Origin of the sequence: Vibrio sp. OY15 (assembly GCF_000742455.1) — a bacterium.
Lineage (GTDB): Bacteria > Pseudomonadota > Gammaproteobacteria > Enterobacterales > Vibrionaceae > Vibrio > Vibrio alginolyticus.
Window position 1 is genome coordinate 73,512 of the sequence record NZ_JPIL01000005.1, and the last position, 19,632, is coordinate 93,143.

Consider the following 19,632-nt stretch of genomic DNA (forward strand, 5'->3'; position numbering starts at 1 on the left):
GCCACGCTCTTTGGTAGCGGCGAATTAGGGAGATCCTTATGACTCTTTGGCTTTGGTGAATGCACCATACAAATCAAGGCGGCGATGACGTAAGTTGGTGACAGAGCCTTCGGTATTAAGCTGTTTCAACTTAGTCAAATCAACATCAGCGAAGATTATCATTTCGGTGTTGGCGCTTGCTTCTGTCAAGGTCGCATCGTGTGGAAAATAGATATCCGACGGTGAAAATACGGCAGATTGTGCGTACTGGATATCGACATTATCAACACGAGGTAAGTTGCCAACACTGCCACCAATTGCAACATAGCATTCGTTTTCAATAGCACGCGATTGGGAACAAATTCGTACTCGTTGATAGCCATTTTTTGTGTCCGTCCAGAAAGGAACGAATACAATTTGTGCGCCTTGTTCTGCTAACATTCTTCCCAATTCAGGGAATTCGCTGTCATAACAAATCAGTATGCCGACTTTGCCCGCATCGGTTTCGAACACTTGAACATTGTCACCACCGTCGATCACCCAGTCTCTTTGTTCATGAGGCGTGATGTGGATTTTATATTGAGCGTTAATTTCACCATCTCGTTGCAGCAAGTAGGCCACATTATACAGTTTGCCATCTTCGATAACGGGCATACTGCCTGCAATAATGTTGATGTTGTAGGTGACTGCCATCTGCGAGAAACGGTTTTTGATCTCTTCCGTAAAGCTAGCCAAAAAGCGAATTGCTTCGACGGAATTTTGGTCGTTTTGCAATCCCATCAGCGGCGCGTTAAAGAATTCAGGGAATAGGGCGAAATCGGCTTTGTAGTTCGCAAGAGAAGAAATGAAGAACTCAGCCTGATCGAGCAAGTCCTCTAAGTCATTCATGGCGCGCATTTGCCACTGCACAACACCAATACGAATCAGCGTTTTTTCTACATCATGGACGGATTGAATATCCTCTTCGTAGAAAAAGTTATCCCACTCCAGTAGAGTTGCGTAGCCTTTAGAAGCACTATCCTCTGGCAAGTAACCACGCATAATACGCTTTACATCGAAGTCATTTGCAAGCTGAAAAGACAAAATAGGATCGTGAAGCTCACGGCGTTTTATCTTGTCGATGTATTCAGCCACGCTCAATTCGTCAGCATATTTGTGGTAATTCGGGATGCGGCCACCGGCTAAAATTGCTTTGAAGTTCTTACTCCGGCAAAGCTCTTTACGCGCATCATACAAACGTCGACCTAAACGTAGCCCTCGATAGTCCGGGTGGACAAATACATCGAGACCATACATTGCATCACCGGTTACTTGATTCTGTATGACGTTGTTTTCGGTAATGATGTCGGTATATAGATGAGGAAGAGAAAAGCGGTTGTAGTCCACTTTAATGGTCAATGCTGCACCGACTATTTTGCCGTTATCTTCAATACAGATTTGGCCATCAGGAAACTGATGAATGAGATCCATAATAGTCAGCCGTGGCCATGAGCCGCCAACATCAGGAAACACTAAGTCCATTAGTTCTGCAAGCTCAGGGTAATCCGTTGGCTCAATGGTACGTAATGAGAGTTTGGGCGAATTGCTGTCCATATCTTTCAATCCATTTATCCTTTTGAAACAGTGTTAATGAGAATGCCACAATTTGGAGCAGACAGATACTGAAGTCTTTGAGTTGTTTTGGTTTACCAAAAGCATTTCAAGAAAACAATATTAGCTTAGTTTGCTCTTCAACCATTCGTAAAACGCCGCCACTTTCTTAGCCGATAGGCGATAATTCGGGATCATCACGTAATAACCATAACCACTCTGTAAAGTTAGGTTGAGAATATGTTGGATATCCCCTCTTAAAATAGAATTCTGCGCCATAAAATCAGGAAGTAAGGCGAGTCCTTTTCCCATTTTGACGGCTTCGTAAGCTAGGTAAAAATGTTCAAAGCCTACAGAGTGATAGGTAACGGTTGATTCTACTGCATGTGCCGCCTTAAATTGCTCCCACAACTGAGGACGAGTGATTTGAGGTATCAGCGGATAGTCGCTAACAGCGTGCACATTCTTGAGTGCAGGAGCGTTAGTACCGACCAATAGTAGTATTTCTTCGCATAGTAAGTGGCTGTATTCATAATGCGTGGATAATGGAAGGCAGCGAATATGTAAGTCACTTTCGTTGCTCGAATCTTTGACGTTCCCATCCCCAGTACAGACTCTTACTCGGATGTTAGGATGTTGCTGGTGGAAGTCATCAATATTAGGTATCAACCAAAGACTGGCAAAAGAAGGGGTTACGTCCACGGTGAGTAATTCTTGCTTTGAATCTGACTGGATTAAGTTGGCAGTTGCATGCTGAATAAGCTCCAAAGCTTCTGTGACTTGCGGCAGATAACGCTTGCCTTCTTCGGTTAACTCAATACCACTCGCCCATCTTTGTATTAAAGGTAAACCCACCAATTGCTCCAGCGATGCGATTTGTTTGCTTACTGCGCTTTGCGTAATACATAGGGCATCCGCTGCTTTAGAGAAACTGAGGTAATTAGAGACCGCGACAAACGTCCTTAATGCTCGAATAGAAGGGTATTCACTGCCTTTTAACATACTTCAGTTCCATTAAACTCTGCTTAGGCAAAGAGTAGAATATTCACGGCTTGAAGCAAAGTAAGATGCAACGTATGTGTGATTAGCTTCCTTTCTTATAAAAACTAGCTAAGCGTTTTTTTACTGATTAATCTACAAGAGTATTTTAGATGTTTATTTAATTTCTTTGAAAAATCTACAAATTAACAAGAATCTTTTTCACATCATCGATTAACCTCAATTTAGTATTGTTTATATAAAGTAAACAGACAGATCTTTTTTTCTGTTTTTGTTCGGCGTTCTTTAGAGGATTGTCAGTATTCTATAAAATTAAATATATTTTTCATTAATTTAAAGTTGGCATTGCATTTGCTCTTTACTATTCGAACCTTCAATGGAACTTATATTAGGAGAACGAAATGAAAAGCAATGTTGTTACTTTGATTAGCCTTTTTTCTTTAGCAACGTTTAGTACTTTATCACATGCTGCGGACTCCAACGATCATGGTGTATATGTTGGCGCCAACTACGGTTACTTAAAAGTTGATGGACAAGATGACTTTGATGATGACAGCGATGTTATTCAAGGTTTAGTTGGTTACCGTTTTAATCCTTACTTAGCGTTGGAAGGTGGTTACATTGATTTCGGTAGCTATGGTAATAACCTAGCAAATGCCGAAACGGACGGCTATACAGCGGCTCTAAAAGTTACCGCTCCCATTGCTGATCGTGTCGACCTTTACGCAAAAGGCGGTCAAATGTGGTACTCGACGGATTACAACGTTGCGGGCTTCCAAGGCAACAAAGATGATGAAGGTGTATTCGCTGGTGCCGGTATCGGTTTTAAAGTTACTGATAACTTCTTAGTTAACGCAGAATATATGTGGTACGACGTAGAACTCAATGCGGAGAATGTCGCGAACGGTGCAAACACGGAAACAGACTTTAACCAAGCATCACTAGGTGTAGAGTATCGCTTCTAATATAGTTAGCCGTGCTGGACTCAATAAAAGTGCGAAGCAAAATAGCTTCGCACTTTTATTATTTATCATTCAAATAATTTAAGACCGATGAAGCGTATATATAAAACGATGGCTAATTTATTTTATTGTTACTCCAGGGTATTTAATACGTTACTAGCATGACTGTCTAGCCTTTTTACTAACCTTGAAAAACAAAGCTTTATTGCTCTACAAGTAATATTAGATAGGTTAATTTCCGCATTGCCTGACATTACATTTATGTGGCCTATAATACCGCGCACGTGTTCGTTACATTCATCTTTTAGCTCTGAAATTAGCTAATTGAACCCAAGTAGCAAGGCCTACGGTCGCATCTGTTGTATTATATGACCCAGACCTGAAATTCTTAGTAAAGTCAAAGTTGAAGAGACTATTTTACTTACCCAACCATCAGTCATCCGAGCATTATATCTATTGTTGAAGTCAAGAAATACGTTGCGTTCTAGGTAAGCTTGAGATTTGGGTTGTAGTGCCGACCACTCATTACTTGTAGCGGTATTGACATAACCCGGAACAGATGTTTTTCCTAGTCCATGAGCGCAGAAGTAGATGCCAGAACTTCCATCTAGCCGATACTCAATACCACCGTGAGTAAATGGCCAAAGAGGAGACATAGGAACTGGAGTTGCATCATGAGTGCATTATTTAATTTCCATACAAGTCAGAGTCTATATAACCAAATAAGTTACATTGACTGTTCACGTAGTAGTCATCGTTTTCTCCATCATCAATTGAAAAAGCAAAGTACTTAAGAGGGTTCTCAGTGTCACAAGAAAGGTTAGCCATGTTATTTTTTACGTAATCCTCTATTTTATAACCATCAAAGCTTCCTTCCCAAATAATAGTACTTTCATCATTACTGAGTTCTGCGACTAAAACAATAGTTACATAGTGCTCAATAAGAGGAGTGCTTATGATGTTTTTATTTTCATAGACTGGAGAAAATTCAAAGCGACCAGTACTGTCTGTGAATGTTGATAAGTCTATTGATTTCCCTGAGGTGCTTAAACCAATACTAAGGCTAACCTTCAGGCTACTAAGTGGTTTTCCTTTCTTTGTTAACACACCATTGATTTTCGGTGTGTATTGATTAACGTGTTCGTCATTCAATTTACTTTCTTCAAAATTCATTACAATGCTCACTAATATGACTGTAATAATTCCAGCAACTTAATTTTTCACAACAATATTTTCATTTTGAAATTTAAAAATCTATATATGTTGTGTTTCTGTTCAATATCTAAGGTTAACTTTGTGATTAGAGTTACATTATTTTTTGTAACTACTGTTTGTAGTCATTACATCTATAGAGTTGTAATGAAACAAGCGAGTAGGGACTAACAATGAATACATCAATCAATTCATCGAGGGAGATGAGTATAGACTTTAGACTTTAGACTTTAGACTTAGATCTAGTTATCTCTTAGAAAGGATAGGTAAGCAGAAGACTTTTAAGTTGCAGGGCTTTTAGTACCATGCTTTCTGCCTTTTTGATTAGTACTTATGAACTTCTTGTTTACTGATTAATACTCAACGAGTTTGTAAACCTACATGGGCCAAAGGTATGCGGTAATCCATGTAGTAAGATTTCAGAAAGCATGAATGTTTGAAAAAAGAGACTATTTTAGTTGATACAAAAAAGGCCACCCGAAGGTGGCCTTTTCCAAACGTTTGGTGGAGCTGGCGGGAGTTGAACCCGCGTCCGAAAACCGTTCATCATTGGTACTACATGCTTAGTCGATCTTTAATTTCGCCACCCACCTGCGAACCGACACGCTAATGAATGACTAGCCTGAATTAAAATTCGCCGTTCATCTCTCAGGCGGGAGAATCCGGGCTAGCGCGTTTGGGTTTGATCCCTCGTTGATCCCCGTCTTACGTGCGGAAGCTAGGGCGAGAGAGCTCTTAGCAGGTTATTAAGCTGCTAGTGCGTAGTTTTCGTCGTTTGCGACTATTTTTTTGCGGTTTGTTAACGAGGCCTACCGCACCTCGGCATGCACCTCAGACTTCTGAATTCCCGTCGAATCCTAAATCAGCCCCAGGTAATATTCGCATAGTAACAGAAAAGCATTGGCTGTCCAGTACTATGCGTTTAAGTGGTCAAGATTAACGCAGCGCGCTCTTCATTACGCGTGCTTTTTCTCTTGCCCAGTCTTTTTCTTTTAGATCCGTACGTTTATCGTGCAGCTTTTTACCTTTTGCTACGCCAATTTTTAGTTTCACCCAAGAGCGAGACCAGTACAGTGAGAGGGCCGTTAATGTCATACCTTCACGGTTTACACGTCCGAATAGGTTATCCAGCTCACGACGACTCATTAGTAGTTTACGCACACGTGTAGGGTTCGCCACAACGTGTGTCGATGCCTGATTTAAAGGAGTGATTGTCATGCCACTCACAAAGGCTTCACCGTCACGCATAAATACGTAACTTTCAGAAATATTGGCTTTACCTTGGCGAAGGGCTTTCACTTCCCAACCTTGGAGCTCCAAGCCAGCTTCGATTTCATCATCGATGAAATACTCGTGGCGAGCTTTTTTATTCAGCGCGATAGTATTGCTACCCGCTTTTTGTTTCGTTTTTTTCTTTGCCATAATAGCGTCATTATACGGGTTGGATATCGGATAGGAAATCCTTTTATTTGCGCAATCGTGGAATAAAAGTAAAATTGGCGAGTAGCTTTAAATCTGTACATGTATCGATAGGAGTATGTATGAAGCAAGTCAGCCGTTCTGCGCTTGTGTCTTTTAGCGCCGAACAGATGTTCAATCTGGTTAATGATGTTGCTAAATACCCTGAATTTCTGCCTGGTTGCTCGGGCTCTAGAATCATTGAGTCTTCGGGGAATGGTATGGTGGCTTCTGTCGATGTGGCGAAGGCTGGAATCAGCAAAACGTTTACGACTTCAAATGAGTTGATCCCCGGTCAGGCAATTATGATGAACTTGGTGGATGGCCCGTTTAAGACGTTGCGTGGTGGTTGGATTTTTACCGCGCTAGATGAACAAGCTTGCAAGGTTGAACTAAAGCTTGAGTTTGAATTCTCAAGTAAAATGATTGAGATGGCCTTCGGTAAGATTTTTAACGAGCTTACTAGTAATATGGTAAATGCATTTACTAAACGCGCAAAACAGGTCTACGAGTGTTATGAGTATTGAGTCAGATATGATTCACGTTGAGGTTGTCTATGCTCTTCCTCATGAACAGCGTGTATTTAACTTAGTGGTAAATAATCACGCAACGGTAGAAGAGATCATTCGACAATCCGGTGTATTGGAGTTGTACCCTGAAATTGATTTGTCCAAGAACAAAGTGGGTGTGTTTAGTCGTAACGTGAAGTTGGATGCGACCGTTCGAGATCGAGACCGAATAGAGATTTATCGTCCGTTACTCGCCGATCCGAAAGAGATTCGCCGTAAGCGGGCGGAGCAGGCTAAAGCCGAGGGAAGTGCAGACCCAGTCACCGGTGGCAAGCCTAGTTCTGTACGTAAAAATAAGCAGGATTAATATAAACCCAATAGCTCATGTGAGTTACTCAAAGTTTGACTAACGTGATTTCTATATAATAAAAAACCTCCCAAACGGGAGGTTTTTTTGCAAAAGTCAGTTTACTGAATTTGCTCGTAAAATGCGTCACTTTTTGGAAAGTCACCACTGATGTCTGCGAGTGTGCCTTGGTCATTAAAGTTTACAATCAGATCTTTCTGTACTGGTTCGCCATGGCCAGGAGTATGATGATAGATGTAATACCAAGTGTTTGGATAGCCGTTTTCAATAAGCATTGGCGACCCTAATACGAAGCGAACCTGTGCTTTAGTCATCCCAAACTTTAATTTATCAACCGCACTTTGTTCTACATAGTTGCCTTGGTTGATATCAATACGATAAACCAGTCTTTCCAATACCGAACATCCTGTCAGCAATGTCATTGCTAATGGTACGGCAACTAACCACTTCTTTAATTGCATAATAATTTCTTAGTAACCTTTAAAATACTGCGCTGATAATAAACAAGCTCGACGCAGATGTAAAAAGCTATGCGTCGTATGGTAGACAATCTGACAACGAATTTTGAGTTGAGTTGCATTTATTCACCGATATTAGGCGGTAAATGTCACCACATGACGTATTAGTTAGGTGACGAAGAGCACATTTCAATCGGAGGTAGGGTGATGGACGCTTTCAGCGGTGAGCCAAGCCTAGTGACTCGTTAGTCGGTTTTGGCGAATTCGCGTAATGCATCACCTGAAAAACGATAATACTCTTTTTCATGAATTAGTGTTGCACCAATTGAGCGGTAAAACTGACCTGCGGTAGGGTTACTACTTTCAGCTGTCCAGTCCAACCTTTGGCATCCACACTTGATCGCCAAAGATGCCAGATACTTCATTAACTTGAGACCAACCCCTTTTCCTCGAACCTTCGAAGATACGAACAGATCTTTTAAGTACATCTGCCCTGAGAGTTTTGGGGCAGGGAACATGACGGTATAAGATGCAAAGCCTACGACGTCATCATTATCGTAAACCGCAATGATATTAACACCAGAATGTTCAGAGAAGACTTGGCTCTTTAGATAATGGACCAGATCGTGTTTTGATGAAGCTTTTTCTTTGAAGTAGTAATGTTCTAACTCAATAAAAATAGGGATGAGATCTAAGCAGTTGGTTTTGTGTATTGCTCTGATATCCATATATCATCCCTTGTCGATTTATTAAGCGGCGATAAGCAGTTCTTTTGCGTTGGCCAACGTTGAGTCGGTTATTTGACTACCACCAAGTAAGCGAGCTAATTCTGCCACACGTTGTTGTTCATCTAATGCGTGCATTTGGGTTTCGGTTTGGCCTGCTTTGGTTTGCTTAGCAACAAACATTTGTTGATGGCCGCATCCGGCAACTTGAGGGAGGTGAGTGACACACAATACTTGAGTAGATTCGCCAAGCTTGCGTAGCATTTTGCCCACTACGGCAGCTGTTGGGCCACTAATACCTACATCCACTTCATCGAAGATTAAACTTGGTGTATCTACTTTCTGAGCGGTGATCACTTGGATCGCTAGAGAGATACGTGATAGCTCACCGCCTGACGCAACTTTTGCTATAGGTTGCAATGGTTGTCCCGGGTTGGTCGATACTAAGAAGCACACGCTGTCCATGCCAAGCGGCGATGGGTGCGTGTTGTCATTGCTAACTTCGATACTGAATACTGCTTTCTCCATGCTCAATTCGTGCATGCTTTGTGTGATCAGTTTGTTCAGTTCTTTTGCGTAACGGCTGCGTGATTTGTGCAGTTTTTCTGCTTGTGTTAGAAAGCTTTGGTACTTGTGTTCTACTTCTTGAGCAAGCTCATCTAAACGTTCATCGGAGCAATCTAACGCTTCTACTTGGGCCAGAAGATCTTGATGATGTTGGTATAGTTCTTCTGGCATTACGTGGTGTTTACGAGCTACAGACATCACTTTAGAAAAACGTTCTTCTACATAAGCCATACGAGCAGGATCAACATCGATGCCATCTAAGTAGCTGCGTAATTCATTCTTCGTTTCTTCAAGTTGAATCATCGCTTCTGACAGCATGTTAGGTAGCTCAGATAGCTTTTCATCTAATTCGGCTAATTGAATTAGGGAGTGATTGGCCGATTGCAAAATACCAAGCGCATTGACTTCTTCACCTTCGTAAATAAGTTCGATGGCTTGCTGACAGGTAGTGGCGAGTTCACCACTGTTGGATAGTCGTTTATGCTCTTGCTCGAGCTCTGCAAATTCTTCTTCACCTAGCGATAACTCATTCAGTTCTTTGATTTGGTATTCAAGCAACTGTTTTTGCGCCTGGTTTTGCTGGCTATTTTCTTTTAGCTGCTTGAGGTTATTATCCGCCTGACGCCAATGCTGGTAAGCACTTCGTGTGCTTTTTAGTAGGTTTAAATGCCCAGCATATTGGTCGAGCATGGCCATTTGGTGCTCACTTTTCATCAATTGATGATGAGCGTGCTGCCCATGGATATTGATAAGTAGCTGCCCTAGAGATTTGAGTTGTGATAGTGGAACAGGGCTGCCATTAATGAAGGCTCTTGAGCGGCCTTCTTTTGTGATAATACGACGCAAAATACACTCACTGCCATCTAGCAGATCGTTATCTTCTAACCAACGTGTTGCATGTAAGTTGTTGTCCAATAAAAAAGCGGCGCTAACTTCGGTTTTCTCTTCACCTTGTCGCACCATGCCGGCATCGGCTCGTCCGCCTAAGCAGAGCCCTAAAGCATCGATAGCAATGGATTTACCCGCGCCTGTTTCACCTGTAATGGTGGTCATGCCCTTAGAAAGCTCGAGTTGTAAAGACTTAACAATCGCAAAATTATTAACACTTAGATGAGCCAGCATTTTATTTACCTGTATAACTGAACAATACTGTATAAGAGAACAGTATATACTGTTTCTTTATACAGTAAAGTCAGGTAAGGAAAATTTTCTTTGTAGGCTGTTTTTTTGTGATGAAGTGGGAAAAATGAGCCGATGTGATTACAACGACTCATTAAAATTGAACAGGTTACGGACGAGTTGGGTTAATCGTTAATGGTTCTAGTGTGACGACTGCATTCACACCTGCACCTGGGTGATCCACGTATGAAGTGTCTTGCATTAGAGTGTAGTAAACGTCGACGAAGTCATCATCATTCGTGAGTACACCATCGGGGATAGTGTCGATGATCTTGTTCGTGATTTGCGGAATAATCGCATAAGCCTGAACTTCTGGATCTGGAATCGCTTTCAATACTTCTTCGGCAACTTGAACAAGGAGTTTTGCCAATTGTTTATAGTCTGTGCCGTCATCTTGCTCCATGAGCACAATGTCTGCCGCACCCCAGCGGTAACGAGACCAGTGAATAATGATCTGATTTGGATAATAATCTTGGTTATCGTAGTCTAAGTATGGAAGCTCCACCAAATCGAGAGTAGGTTCATCACGACTTGGATTGACGCCCGTTACGATAGCGTAGATTTCTGCCTTGCCAGAGATCCAAGGTTCTTTGTCATCGGCTAGACGGATCTTTTTCAACTGCGTGGTTTGAATTGGAGCCGCTTCGCCCACTGCGCTACTTGACAATAACGGTGTATTTTGGCGTTGTTCATCAGCAATATATGGTTGAACTAAAGCTGGTTGACCGAGTTTTTTCATCTCAGCTTGCATAGCTTGCAAGCCTGCTTTTAGCTCTGCAGAGCTATTGTTATCAACGACAAGTACAGGTACCTCAGGGAGCTGGTAAACATCGAGTTGATGGATGTTGCCATAAACATCAAATGCTTCGATGTATTGCCAATTCTCATCATCACCACTTGGTTCAAACGCAAATAATGGCTCGACCTCGCCACTTTGCCATGCTGTTATCATGGCTTCATTTGCCAAGCGAACTTCTAACAACTGATCTGAGTATTCAGAAATACCTTTCCAGCTACGAATTTGAGTGTCAGCTTGTACAAGCTGGCGGCTGAACTCTGAGTTAGGGTTTTGCTTAACAAATGCTGATACAGACACGTTAGTCTGTTGTGGAGTAATATCTCTTCTCAACATGGGTTCAATGGCAGCATAGTTCTCACTCAATTGTTGAGCTAGGGCACGCTTCGTCTTAGTGATATCTTCCGCTTTTGCGTTGGATACACTGTTGACTTGCGTTTCCTCTGATTGGCAGCCAATAAGTGCTAATGTACTGAGAACAGACAGAATGATGGTTTTCTTCATAATATGTCCTTTATTGATTGTATGAAATAGAGTTAATACTCTATTCATGGTGAGAATATCACCGGACATAGATCATTGAATTTGCTTTTCTATCTTTTGTGTAAAGTTTGCCCACAGGATCAAAATTTATAAGCTTCTCTTTAATGATGACAAATATCGTGTCGCCTCACTACTTTGTGTCTATTTCTTGTCTAAGAAAGCCAAAAGCCAGTAGCAATTAAGCTGCTGGCTTTTTTATTGAAGTTATTGCCCTGAGTAACAAGTGTTAGAACAATTTACTAGACCAGCCAAGCTTATTCCGTAAGACGTGATAGTAGCTGTAGTCTTTTGGATGGATGAGCTTTAGTACATTTGGACTTTGATAGATGTGAATTTCGTCGCCAGGGGTAACTGGAAGTGAGACTTGTCCATCACAGCTAACTTCTTGTGTTCCACGGTTTTCTGGTGATACCACCAATTTAATTCGACGTTTTCCATCAACCACCAAAGGTCGACTCGACAATGTATGAGGGAACATTGGCACGAGTGAAATGGCATTCAAGCTAGGAGAAAGAATTGGGCCGCCGCCAGAAAGTGAATATGCCGTCGAGCCAGTCGGAGTGGAGACAATCAAACCGTCGGCCCGTAAAGAGAAGGCGAAGCTTTCATCAATATACACTTCAAATTCAATCATATGAGCAATTTGCCCTGGGTGAAGTACGGCTTCGTTTAGCGCAGCGTTATGGCTCTTTATTTGTCCGTGGCGGTGTACTTCCGCCTCTAAAAGAAAACGTTCCTCTTCAATATACTCACCGTCGAGTACCGCTTGCAGAGACGCTTGGAAGTCGTCTGGGTTCAAGTCAGTTAAGAAGCCCAAATTTCCACGGTTCACGCCTATAACTGGCACATCAAATCGGGATAAAATTCTTGCCGCACCTAACATGTTGCCATCGCCACCAACCACAATGGCTAGATCGGCATTTTTTCCTAGTTCAACTAAGCTAGCAAACTGACTCTGTGGGATATCATCCAGTATTGCGGCAAGGCGATCGTCAATGAATACTTTATAGCCCTCAGAGGTCAACCATTGGTACAACTCTTTATGAGTTTGAATTGCTTGTTGATCTCTTGGTTTTCCGATAATCGCGATCACGTTACATGGATTTTTCATAGCATTTCCGCATTAAAGAGGCTTGAATCAGGAATCTTCATCCCCATAATAATGGCAAGTCACCTAAATATGCGAATTTTTATGTGGTTAAAGCCCGCAAAAACGCGCATGGCTTTAAGGGCATTATGTTGAATTCTGGAGATATCATGAGCAACGAAGAAAACAAAGTTACAGAAGAAGAGCTTGATCAAATCATCGAAGAGGCTGAAAAAGTAGAAGCTGAAGCACAAGAAGTTGAAGCTGAGCTTGAAGAGCTTGGTGATGAGACAGACGCTAAGATTGCTCAACTAGAAGCGGCACTATTGTCTAGCGAGGCAAAAGTAAAAGAGCAACAAGATGCGGTGTTGCGTTCTAAAGCTGAAGTAGAAAACATGCGTCGTCGCACTGAGCAAGAGATCGATAAAGCACGTAAGTTTGCGTTGAACAAGTTTGCAGAAGAGCTGCTTCCTGTTATTGATAACCTAGAGCGTGCAATTCAAGCGGCAGATACAGAGAATGAAACTGTGAAGCCGTTCCTAGAAGGCGTTGAACTAACCCATAAAACGTTTGTAGACGTTGTAGCGAAATTTGGCTTGAAAGCAATCAACCCTGAAGGTGAAGCATTCAATCCAGAGTTCCATCAAGCGATGTCGATTCAGGAGAGCCCTGATCATGAATCAAACACTGTTATGTTTGTTATGCAAAAAGGTTACGAACTAAACGGCCGTGTGATTCGTCCGGCAATGGTAATGGTTGCTAAGTAACTTTAACTCCCTGTTTTTTAAATATAAAAGCGCCCATCATTTTTGATGGGCGCTTTTTTGTTTTAAACATAAATGACTGCATCGAACTTCGTTGTATATCGATAAATGAAAATTTGATCCCCTTCATATTTTTTCCTATTGGTTAATTATTTTCCTATAGGAGATTTTCTCTCATCTCGCTGCGTGTTTATTAACGGGAAGGGCTATAAGTGATTGTAATCATTCGCTGCGTGAATGTTTGTTCTGCATAGGAATGTAAATATAGTCATTTTTTCTAAAACAATTTCGTTAACAAAAATGTAAATTATCACTTTATTTTGTAACTTTGGTGTGTATGATTTGCGACTAATGCTTTAAAAGTAAGCATATATAACTACAAAAATGTAAATAGCAAACACAACATATCGGAGATTTATAATGGATAAATCGCTTTCTAGTAAGATTTTTATAGGCTTGTTTGCCGGCCTTGTGCTGGGGACAGCAATTCAGTACTTATTTAGCGGTATTGCGATTTTTGATACATACCTACTTGGAGCTGCAGAAGGTGTTGGCGGCATGTTCGTCTCACTGATCAAATTGCTTGTTGTTCCTTTAGTTTACGTTTCAATCGTATGCGGCATTGTTGACTTGAAAGACATCAGTGCATTTGGTCGTCTTGGTGGAAAAACTTTTACCCTTTACATTCTTAACACCATCATTGCGATTACGGCGGCTTTGACTGTCGGCTTGATCTTCCAGCCAGGAGCGGGCGCTAATCTAGCAGGAACGGTATCTGAGGCTGTACAGCTGACAACGACAGAGACGCCGGACATTTTCTCTTTAGTTGTTAACATTGTTCCTAGCAATCCTGTACAAGCGTTTGCTAGCGGCGACATGCTGCAAATCATCTTTATGGCAATTTTGACGGGGCTTGCAATTCAAGCTTTGGATTCTCGTGGTGGCCCAGCTATTCGCACATTCAAAATGGCAAATGAAATCATGATGAAATTGGTTGGATTAGTGATGAGTCTTGCACCATATGGTGTGTTCGCACTAATGATTCAACTAGGTGCAACGCTAAACGCCAATACATTAATGTCCGTTGCCGGTTACGTGGCTTTGGTGGTTGCGATGTTGGTGTTCTGGATCTTCTTCTTCTACCCAATGGCAGTGAGTATTGCGACAGGAACTTCTCCAAAGACTTTCCTACGTGCAACTCGTGAGCAGATTCTTTTCTCTCTATCTACCGCGAGCTCAAACGCGACTATCCCGGTAACGATGCGCACACTGACAGAAAAGCTTCAGGTCTCTAAATCGGTTGCTGGCTTCGGTGTACCACTGGGCGCAACGATGAATATGTCTGGTGTGTCTATCTATATTGCTCTAGCAACGATGTTTGTTGCGAACGCTTTTGGCCAGCCAATTAACACCGCAGACATCTTCACACTTGGCTTAACTATTCTTCTGTTATCTATTGGTGCTGGCGGCGTTCCTGGGGGCGGCGTGGTAATGGTAGGTGTTTTGCTTCACCAGCTAGGCTTACCACCTGAAGGTTTGGCAATCATTGCAGCGGTCGACCGTATTAATGATATGTTCTGTACATCATCTAACGTTGTCGGCGACACGGCAGTGAACACCATTGTTGCAAAAACAGAAGGTGAGATAGGTAAAGAAGAAGGTGTTGATGCTGAGCCTGCTCAAGCGAACGCCTAATACCTTGAATCATTTATTTTAACCCTAATATTGAAGCGAGCTCTTATGAGCTCGTTTTTTATTTAGGAAGAGTCGGGCATAAATAAATTTATCTGGGAAATGACGTTTTGTTGCGCTACAGCAGTGTGACGAGTTCCCAACTAATCAGAAAGAAACACATAAATTTCGAAAAAAGACGCTTTTTTTTAATTCTGCCCTTGAAAAGCATTTTGCCGCCCTTATCTATGTGGCATAGAGAAGCAAACATTGATTATTTTTGTTTGTGAGCAAGGGTTGAAACCCGATTCTCCTCCCCCCACATTGGGGTTATAACCAAACGAAAATAGAATTTATTCGGAGATAGCCAGATGGGTAAAATCATTGGTATTGACTTAGGTACTACTAACTCATGTGTTGCTGTATTAGACGGCGACAAACCACGTGTAATTGAAAACGCAGAGGGCGAACGTACTACTGCATCGGTTATTGCTTACACTGACGGTGAGACGCTAGTAGGTCAACCAGCGAAACGTCAAGCAGTAACTAACCCAGAAAACACGCTATTTGCAATTAAGCGTCTAATCGGTCGTCGTTTTGAAGACGAAGAAGTTCAGCGTGACATCGAAATCATGCCTTACAAAATCGTTAAGGCTGACAACGGTGATGCTTGGGTAGAAGCGAAAGGCCAAAAAATGGCAGCTCCTCAGGTTTCTGCTGAAGTTCTTAAGAAAATGAAGAAAACTGCTGAAGACTTCCTTGGTGAGGAAGTAACTGGCGCAGTTATCACAGTACCTGCTTACTTTAACGATGCTCAGCGTCAAGCGACAAAAGATGCTGGCCGTATCGCAGGTCTAGAAGTTAAACGTATCATCAACGAACCAACGGCAGCTGCACTAGCTTACGGTCTAGATAAGAAAGGCGGCGATCGCACTATCGCGGTATACGACCTTGGTGGTGGTACATTCGATATTTCAATCATCGAAATCGATGAAGTTGAAGGCGAGAAAACATTCGAAGTTCTAGCAACTAACGGTGATACTCACCTAGGTGGTGAAGACTTTGATAACCGTCTAATCAACTACTTGGTTGATGAGTTCAACAAAGAGCAAGGCATCAACCTTAAGAACGACCCACTAGCAATGCAGCGTGTTAAAGAAGCAGCAGAGAAAGCGAAAATCGAGCTTTCTTCTACTTCTCAAACAGACGTAAACCTACCTTACGTTACTGCAGATGCAACTGGTCCTAAGCACATGAACATTAAAGTGACTCGTGCAAAACTAGAATCTCTAGTTGAAGACCTAGTACAACGCTCTCTTGAGCCATTAAAAGTAGCTCTAGCTGACGCTGACCTATCAGTAAACGACATCACTGACGTAATCCTAGTTGGTGGTCAGACTCGTATGCCAATGGTTCAAGCGAAAGTTGCTGAGTTCTTTGGTAAAGAAGCGCGCCGTGACGTAAACCCTGACGAAGCAGTAGCAATGGGTGCTGCAGTTCAAGGTGGTGTACTTGCTGGTGACGTTAAAGACGTACTACTACTAGACGTAACTCCACTGTCTCTAGGTATCGAGACAATGGGTGGCGTGATGACTAAGTTAGTTGAGAAGAACACAACTATCCCAACTAAAGCGAACCAAGTTTTCTCTACAGCGGAAGACAACCAGAGCGCGGTAACTATCCACGTTCTACAAGGTGAGCGTAAGCAAGCGATGTACAACAAGTCTCTAGGCCAATTTAACCTAGAAGGCATCCAGCCTGCACCACGTGGTATGCCACAAATCGAGGTTACGTTTGACCTTGATGCGGATGGTATCCTACACGTGTCTGCGAAAGACAAGCAGACTGGTAAAGAGCAGAAGATCACTATCCAAGCTTCTGGCGGTCTAAGCGATGAAGACATCGAGAAAATGGTTCAAGAAGCAGAAGCTAACAAAGAAGCGGACAAGAAGTTCGAAGAGCTAGCGACTGCACGTAACCAAGCTGACCAAATGATTCACGGTACTCGTAAGCAAGTAGAAGAAGCTGGTGAAGCGCTACCTGCAGAAGAGAAAGAGAAGATTGAAGCAGCAATTTCTGAGCTAGAAACAGCACGTAAAGGCGAAGACAAAGAAGCTATCGATGCTAAAGTTCAAGCACTAATGACTGCTTCTCAAAAGCTGATGGAAATCGCTCAACAACAAGCTCAAGCGCAGCAAGCACAAGGTGCTGACGCAGGTGCACAGTCTAAAGAAGACGACGTTGTAGATGCTGAGTTCGAAGAAGTTAAAGACGACAAGAAATAATATTTCTTAACCAGATGGCTGCATAGCCATCTGGGGTCGATAAGACTTCGTGTGCGGGCGTTTGGGGCAACTCTTACGCCCGTCTGTTTGTAAACGCTGTCTTTCTAGTTAAGTATGTTGCAGACAAGTGCACTTACCTAGAACGATACAAACACCAAGCGGTGAATCGATGCCGTTTGTAGTAATTAACTGGTGACGAAGAACATGTCAAAACGTGATTTTTACGAAGTATTAGGCGTAAGCCGTGATGCCTCAGAGCGCGATATCAAAAAGGCGTATAAGCGTCTAGCGATGAAATTCCACCCAGACCGAAACCAGGGTGATGATTCTGCGGCGGACAAGTTTAAAGAAGTAAAAGAAGCGTACGAAGTTCTGACCGACCCTCAAAAGAAAGCGGCGTACGACCAATACGGTCATGCTGCTTTTGAACAAGGCGGCGGTGGTTTCGGTGGCGGCGGCTTTGGCGGCGGCGGTGCTGATTTCGGCGACATCTTTGGCGATGTATTCGGTGACATCTTTGGTGGTGGTCGTCGTGGCGGTGGTGGCCATCGTGCCCAGCGAGGTGCTGACCTACGTTACAACATGGAATTGACGCTAGAAGAAGCGGTTCGTGGTGTAACGAAGGAGATCGAAGTACCGACACTAGTACACTGTGATACCTGTGATGGTAGTGGCGCGAAGAAAGGTTCATCTGCTGAAACATGTGGTACCTGTCATGGTCATGGTCAAGTACAGATGCGCCAGGGCTTCTTCGCAGTGCAACAAACCTGTCCTACCTGTCACGGCAAAGGTAAAATCATTAAAGACCCTTGTAATGAGTGTCATGGTCAAGGTCGTAAGCAGAAAACAAAAACACTTAATGTTAAGATCCCTGCAGGTGTTGATACTGGCGACCGTATTCGTCTATCTGGCGAAGGTGAAGCGGGAGAAATGGGAGCACCAGCGGGTGACTTGTATGTACAAGTGCACGTGAAAGAGCATCATATCTTCGAACGTGATGGTAACAACCTATACTGTGAAGTGCCTGTAAGCTTTGCGATGGCGGCTTTAGGTGGTGAAGTTGAAGTACCAACTCTGGATGGTCGCGTAAGCCTAAAAGTACCTTCAGAAACGCAAACAGGTCGTATGTTCCGCATGCGTGGTAAAGGTGTGAAAGGCGTTCGCGGTGGCGGTGTTGGTGATCTTATTGTGAAGTTGGTTGTCGAAACACCAGTAAATCTAAGCTCACGCCAAAAAGAACTGCTCAAAGAGTTTGAAGAGTCTTGTGGTGGTGAAGCTGCAACTAAGCACAAGCCTAAATCAGAAGGCTTTTTCAACGGTGTGAAAAAGTTCTTTGATGATTTAACCAGCTAAGACTTTAGTGAAAAGCACAAATACAAAGGCCTGCTAAAATGCAGGCCTTTTTGCATCTCGGTGTTCTTCCTAATTCCAGCAATCACTTGGTTCTTCGACATTTGTTGACGTTAAAGTAATCGTTTTAGAACCAGTCAAGCACTCGTCGTCGTCTTGTCCCAGAGCCGATTTTGCTGTTGCTGTAATGGTATAGGCCGTACTTGCAGAGCTCGCAATATCGAAAGAAAATCTATTTGTGTCTGAGTCACATAGAGTGCATGTGCCTCCAGAGAGAATATGACTCCAGTCGTACCCACCATCATAAGATGTCTCTAGCTCTAGCTGAATTCGACTAAGATCGCTCAAGGCAACCGTCCTATGAGACTTGATTACATGATTAGTGTAAGAGGGGTAGGCGACCGCAGCAATGATCCCGACAATCACGACAGCTATCAGTAATTCGATCAATGTCATCCCTCTCAATCCTTTTTTGTAGCCGTTACAACGAGAAATTCGAATCATCACGAGTAGTTTCCTTTTCACTTTTCCGCCTATTTTTGGCAGGTGATAGCATCTGTGCAAGATGAATTACGGCCCTTTTGCCGTTTACATAGGAATTTGGGAAATGCCTCGCGGGTTTACGTTGTTGGAGCTTCTTATTACTGTTGCTGTACTGAGTGCTTTATTGGCTACAGCTGCACCATCTTTCAAGAATGTCTTTGAAACCAACAAAATGCAGCGCTTAGCTAATGAATTGCATGGCTTTGTTATTGAAGGCAAGTCTGAAGCAGTATTACGGCGTGAAAGACTTTGGGCACACATCATCATGTCTGGGAGCTCATCCAGTGACGGAAACTGGCGTATTGATTTGACAGATAACGGAGCTGAGGGAGCTGGGACTGTGTTGTTCTCTTTATCAGGTAAGCCGTATTACGGTATTGTCGTTACCCCGAGCTATGCTTCCGATCAAATCAGCTTCGACGATGTCCATGGTCGACCATCATCAGGAAACTTGAAGTTTCATCCTGTTGGTGAATCATCAAAAGCCTTAAAACTCATTTCTCATACTTTATCAGCCCGCGTAAGAGTATGTAGTGATAACAGCGGCACAGAATATTACGGTTATTCAACTTGCTCTTAAGGATGGCT

General features: G+C 42.7%; 18 protein-coding genes and 1 other RNA gene. 8 read left to right on the forward strand and 11 right to left on the reverse strand.

The window, feature by feature from the left end; genetic code table 11:
- Positions 1–36: 36 nt before the first annotated feature.
- Positions 37–1,572, reverse strand: coding sequence for a bifunctional GNAT family N-acetyltransferase/carbon-nitrogen hydrolase family protein (locus IJ23_RS06640; RefSeq protein WP_033905817.1), 1,536 nt, complete (start codon positions 1,570–1,572; stop codon positions 37–39).
- Positions 1,573–1,692: 120 nt separating this feature from the next.
- Positions 1,693–2,571: a LysR family transcriptional regulator gene (locus IJ23_RS06645; RefSeq protein WP_033905818.1), complete on the reverse strand. Its 879-nt coding sequence runs from the start codon at positions 2,569–2,571 to the stop codon at positions 1,693–1,695.
- Positions 2,572–2,969: 398 nt separating this feature from the next.
- Here IJ23_RS06645 and IJ23_RS06650 point away from each other — a divergent pair, with 398 nt between their 5' ends.
- Positions 2,970–3,533 carry a porin family protein gene (locus IJ23_RS06650; RefSeq protein ID WP_033905819.1) on the forward strand — a complete coding sequence of 188 codons (564 nt, stop codon included), beginning with the start codon at positions 2,970–2,972 and terminating at the stop codon, positions 3,531–3,533.
- A 684-nt stretch (positions 3,534–4,217) separates the two neighbouring features.
- Here IJ23_RS06650 and IJ23_RS06655 read toward each other — a convergent pair.
- The 3 genes from IJ23_RS06655 to smpB form a co-directional block, all read right to left on the reverse strand.
- Complete coding sequence (locus IJ23_RS06655; RefSeq protein WP_050550069.1) at positions 4,218–4,703, reverse strand: DUF6795 domain-containing protein; 486 nt, start codon at positions 4,701–4,703, stop codon at positions 4,218–4,220.
- 541 nt (positions 4,704–5,244) lie between these two features.
- Positions 5,245–5,612, reverse strand: a transfer-messenger RNA (tmRNA) gene (gene ssrA / locus IJ23_RS24045).
- 66 nt (positions 5,613–5,678) lie between these two features.
- Positions 5,679–6,164: an SsrA-binding protein SmpB gene (gene smpB, locus IJ23_RS06660; RefSeq protein WP_005381642.1), complete on the reverse strand. Its 486-nt coding sequence runs from the start codon at positions 6,162–6,164 to the stop codon at positions 5,679–5,681.
- Between the two features lie 119 nt (positions 6,165–6,283).
- Between smpB and IJ23_RS06665 the strand changes: the two genes are divergently transcribed.
- Both IJ23_RS06665 and IJ23_RS06670 read left to right on the forward strand, forming a co-directional pair.
- Positions 6,284–6,727: an SRPBCC family protein gene (locus IJ23_RS06665; protein ID WP_005381641.1), complete on the forward strand. Its 444-nt coding sequence runs from the start codon at positions 6,284–6,286 to the stop codon at positions 6,725–6,727.
- Positions 6,717–7,076 (forward strand): RnfH family protein, encoded by a 360-nt coding sequence (locus IJ23_RS06670; RefSeq protein ID WP_005381640.1) that lies wholly within the window; start codon positions 6,717–6,719, stop codon positions 7,074–7,076. Before IJ23_RS06665 ends, IJ23_RS06670 begins: the two co-directional genes overlap by 11 nt.
- Before the next feature lie 101 nt (positions 7,077–7,177).
- On the opposite strand, the gene bamE is transcribed toward IJ23_RS06670, so the two are convergent.
- The 5 genes from bamE to nadK all read right to left on the reverse strand — a co-directional run bounded on the left by bamE (position 7,178) and on the right by nadK (position 12,455).
- Entirely contained in the window at positions 7,178–7,537 is a 360-nt protein-coding gene (gene bamE / locus IJ23_RS06675) for an outer membrane protein assembly factor BamE (protein WP_017820585.1), read from the reverse strand.
- Between the two features lie 242 nt (positions 7,538–7,779).
- Positions 7,780–8,262 (reverse strand): GNAT family N-acetyltransferase, encoded by a 483-nt coding sequence (locus IJ23_RS06680; protein ID WP_005381636.1) that lies wholly within the window; start codon positions 8,260–8,262, stop codon positions 7,780–7,782.
- Between the two features lie 21 nt (positions 8,263–8,283).
- Positions 8,284–9,948: a DNA repair protein RecN gene (gene recN / locus IJ23_RS06685; protein ID WP_005383750.1), complete on the reverse strand. Its 1,665-nt coding sequence runs from the start codon at positions 9,946–9,948 to the stop codon at positions 8,284–8,286.
- Between the two features lie 166 nt (positions 9,949–10,114).
- Entirely contained in the window at positions 10,115–11,305 is a 1,191-nt protein-coding gene (locus IJ23_RS06690; RefSeq protein WP_005383752.1) for a DUF3103 domain-containing protein, read from the reverse strand.
- A 265-nt stretch (positions 11,306–11,570) separates the two neighbouring features.
- Positions 11,571–12,455 (reverse strand): NAD(+) kinase, encoded by an 885-nt coding sequence (nadK, locus tag IJ23_RS06695; protein ID WP_005381631.1) that lies wholly within the window; start codon positions 12,453–12,455, stop codon positions 11,571–11,573.
- Between the two features lie 146 nt (positions 12,456–12,601).
- Between nadK and grpE the strand changes: the two genes are divergently transcribed.
- The 4 genes from grpE to dnaJ all read left to right on the forward strand — a co-directional run bounded on the left by grpE (position 12,602) and on the right by dnaJ (position 18,504).
- Positions 12,602–13,198 carry a nucleotide exchange factor GrpE gene (gene grpE, locus IJ23_RS06700; protein WP_021034134.1) on the forward strand — a complete coding sequence of 199 codons (597 nt, stop codon included), beginning with the start codon at positions 12,602–12,604 and terminating at the stop codon, positions 13,196–13,198.
- 417 nt (positions 13,199–13,615) lie between these two features.
- Entirely contained in the window at positions 13,616–14,890 is a 1,275-nt protein-coding gene (locus tag IJ23_RS06705) for a dicarboxylate/amino acid:cation symporter (protein WP_005381625.1), read from the forward strand.
- 347 nt (positions 14,891–15,237) lie between these two features.
- Entirely contained in the window at positions 15,238–17,151 is a 1,914-nt protein-coding gene (dnaK, locus tag IJ23_RS06710) for a molecular chaperone DnaK (protein ID WP_005381623.1), read from the forward strand.
- 204 nt (positions 17,152–17,355) lie between these two features.
- The gene (gene dnaJ / locus IJ23_RS06715; RefSeq protein ID WP_005381620.1) at positions 17,356–18,504 is read left to right on the forward strand and encodes a molecular chaperone DnaJ; all 1,149 of its coding nucleotides are present in this window, start codon (positions 17,356–17,358) and stop codon (positions 18,502–18,504) included.
- 69 nt (positions 18,505–18,573) lie between these two features.
- Here dnaJ and IJ23_RS06720 read toward each other — a convergent pair whose 3' ends face one another.
- Positions 18,574–19,005 (reverse strand): type IV pilin protein, encoded by a 432-nt coding sequence (locus tag IJ23_RS06720; protein WP_033905821.1) that lies wholly within the window; start codon positions 19,003–19,005, stop codon positions 18,574–18,576.
- A 103-nt stretch (positions 19,006–19,108) separates the two neighbouring features.
- On the opposite strand from IJ23_RS06720, the gene IJ23_RS06725 reads away from it, so the two are divergent.
- Positions 19,109–19,624: a GspH/FimT family pseudopilin gene (locus IJ23_RS06725; protein ID WP_033905824.1), complete on the forward strand. Its 516-nt coding sequence runs from the start codon at positions 19,109–19,111 to the stop codon at positions 19,622–19,624.
- Positions 19,625–19,632 lie beyond the last annotated feature (8 nt).

Excerpts from the sequence above, each read along its gene's own strand:
- IJ23_RS06640 (WP_033905817.1), bottom strand. The coding sequence starts at position 1,572 with ATGGACAGCAATTCGCCCAAACTCTCATTACGTACCATTGAGCCAACG.
- IJ23_RS06645 (WP_033905818.1), bottom strand. The coding sequence starts at position 2,571 with ATGTTAAAAGGCAGTGAATACCCTTCTATTCGAGCATTAAGGACGTTT.
- IJ23_RS06650 (WP_033905819.1), top strand. The coding sequence starts at position 2,970 with ATGAAAAGCAATGTTGTTACTTTGATTAGCCTTTTTTCTTTAGCAACG.
- IJ23_RS06655 (WP_050550069.1), bottom strand. The coding sequence starts at position 4,703 with ATGAATTTTGAAGAAAGTAAATTGAATGACGAACACGTTAATCAATAC.
- smpB (WP_005381642.1), bottom strand. The coding sequence starts at position 6,164 with ATGGCAAAGAAAAAAACGAAACAAAAAGCGGGTAGCAATACTATCGCG.
- IJ23_RS06665 (WP_005381641.1), top strand. The coding sequence starts at position 6,284 with ATGAAGCAAGTCAGCCGTTCTGCGCTTGTGTCTTTTAGCGCCGAACAG.
- IJ23_RS06670 (WP_005381640.1), top strand. The coding sequence starts at position 6,717 with ATGAGTATTGAGTCAGATATGATTCACGTTGAGGTTGTCTATGCTCTT.
- bamE (WP_017820585.1), bottom strand. The coding sequence starts at position 7,537 with ATGCAATTAAAGAAGTGGTTAGTTGCCGTACCATTAGCAATGACATTG.
- IJ23_RS06680 (WP_005381636.1), bottom strand. The coding sequence starts at position 8,262 with ATGGATATCAGAGCAATACACAAAACCAACTGCTTAGATCTCATCCCT.
- recN (WP_005383750.1), bottom strand. The coding sequence starts at position 9,948 with ATGCTGGCTCATCTAAGTGTTAATAATTTTGCGATTGTTAAGTCTTTA.
- IJ23_RS06690 (WP_005383752.1), bottom strand. The coding sequence starts at position 11,305 with ATGAAGAAAACCATCATTCTGTCTGTTCTCAGTACATTAGCACTTATT.
- nadK (WP_005381631.1), bottom strand. The coding sequence starts at position 12,455 with ATGAAAAATCCATGTAACGTGATCGCGATTATCGGAAAACCAAGAGAT.
- grpE (WP_021034134.1), top strand. The coding sequence starts at position 12,602 with ATGAGCAACGAAGAAAACAAAGTTACAGAAGAAGAGCTTGATCAAATC.
- IJ23_RS06705 (WP_005381625.1), top strand. The coding sequence starts at position 13,616 with ATGGATAAATCGCTTTCTAGTAAGATTTTTATAGGCTTGTTTGCCGGC.
- dnaK (WP_005381623.1), top strand. The coding sequence starts at position 15,238 with ATGGGTAAAATCATTGGTATTGACTTAGGTACTACTAACTCATGTGTT.
- dnaJ (WP_005381620.1), top strand. The coding sequence starts at position 17,356 with ATGTCAAAACGTGATTTTTACGAAGTATTAGGCGTAAGCCGTGATGCC.
- IJ23_RS06720 (WP_033905821.1), bottom strand. The coding sequence starts at position 19,005 with ATGATTCGAATTTCTCGTTGTAACGGCTACAAAAAAGGATTGAGAGGG.
- IJ23_RS06725 (WP_033905824.1), top strand. The coding sequence starts at position 19,109 with ATGCCTCGCGGGTTTACGTTGTTGGAGCTTCTTATTACTGTTGCTGTA.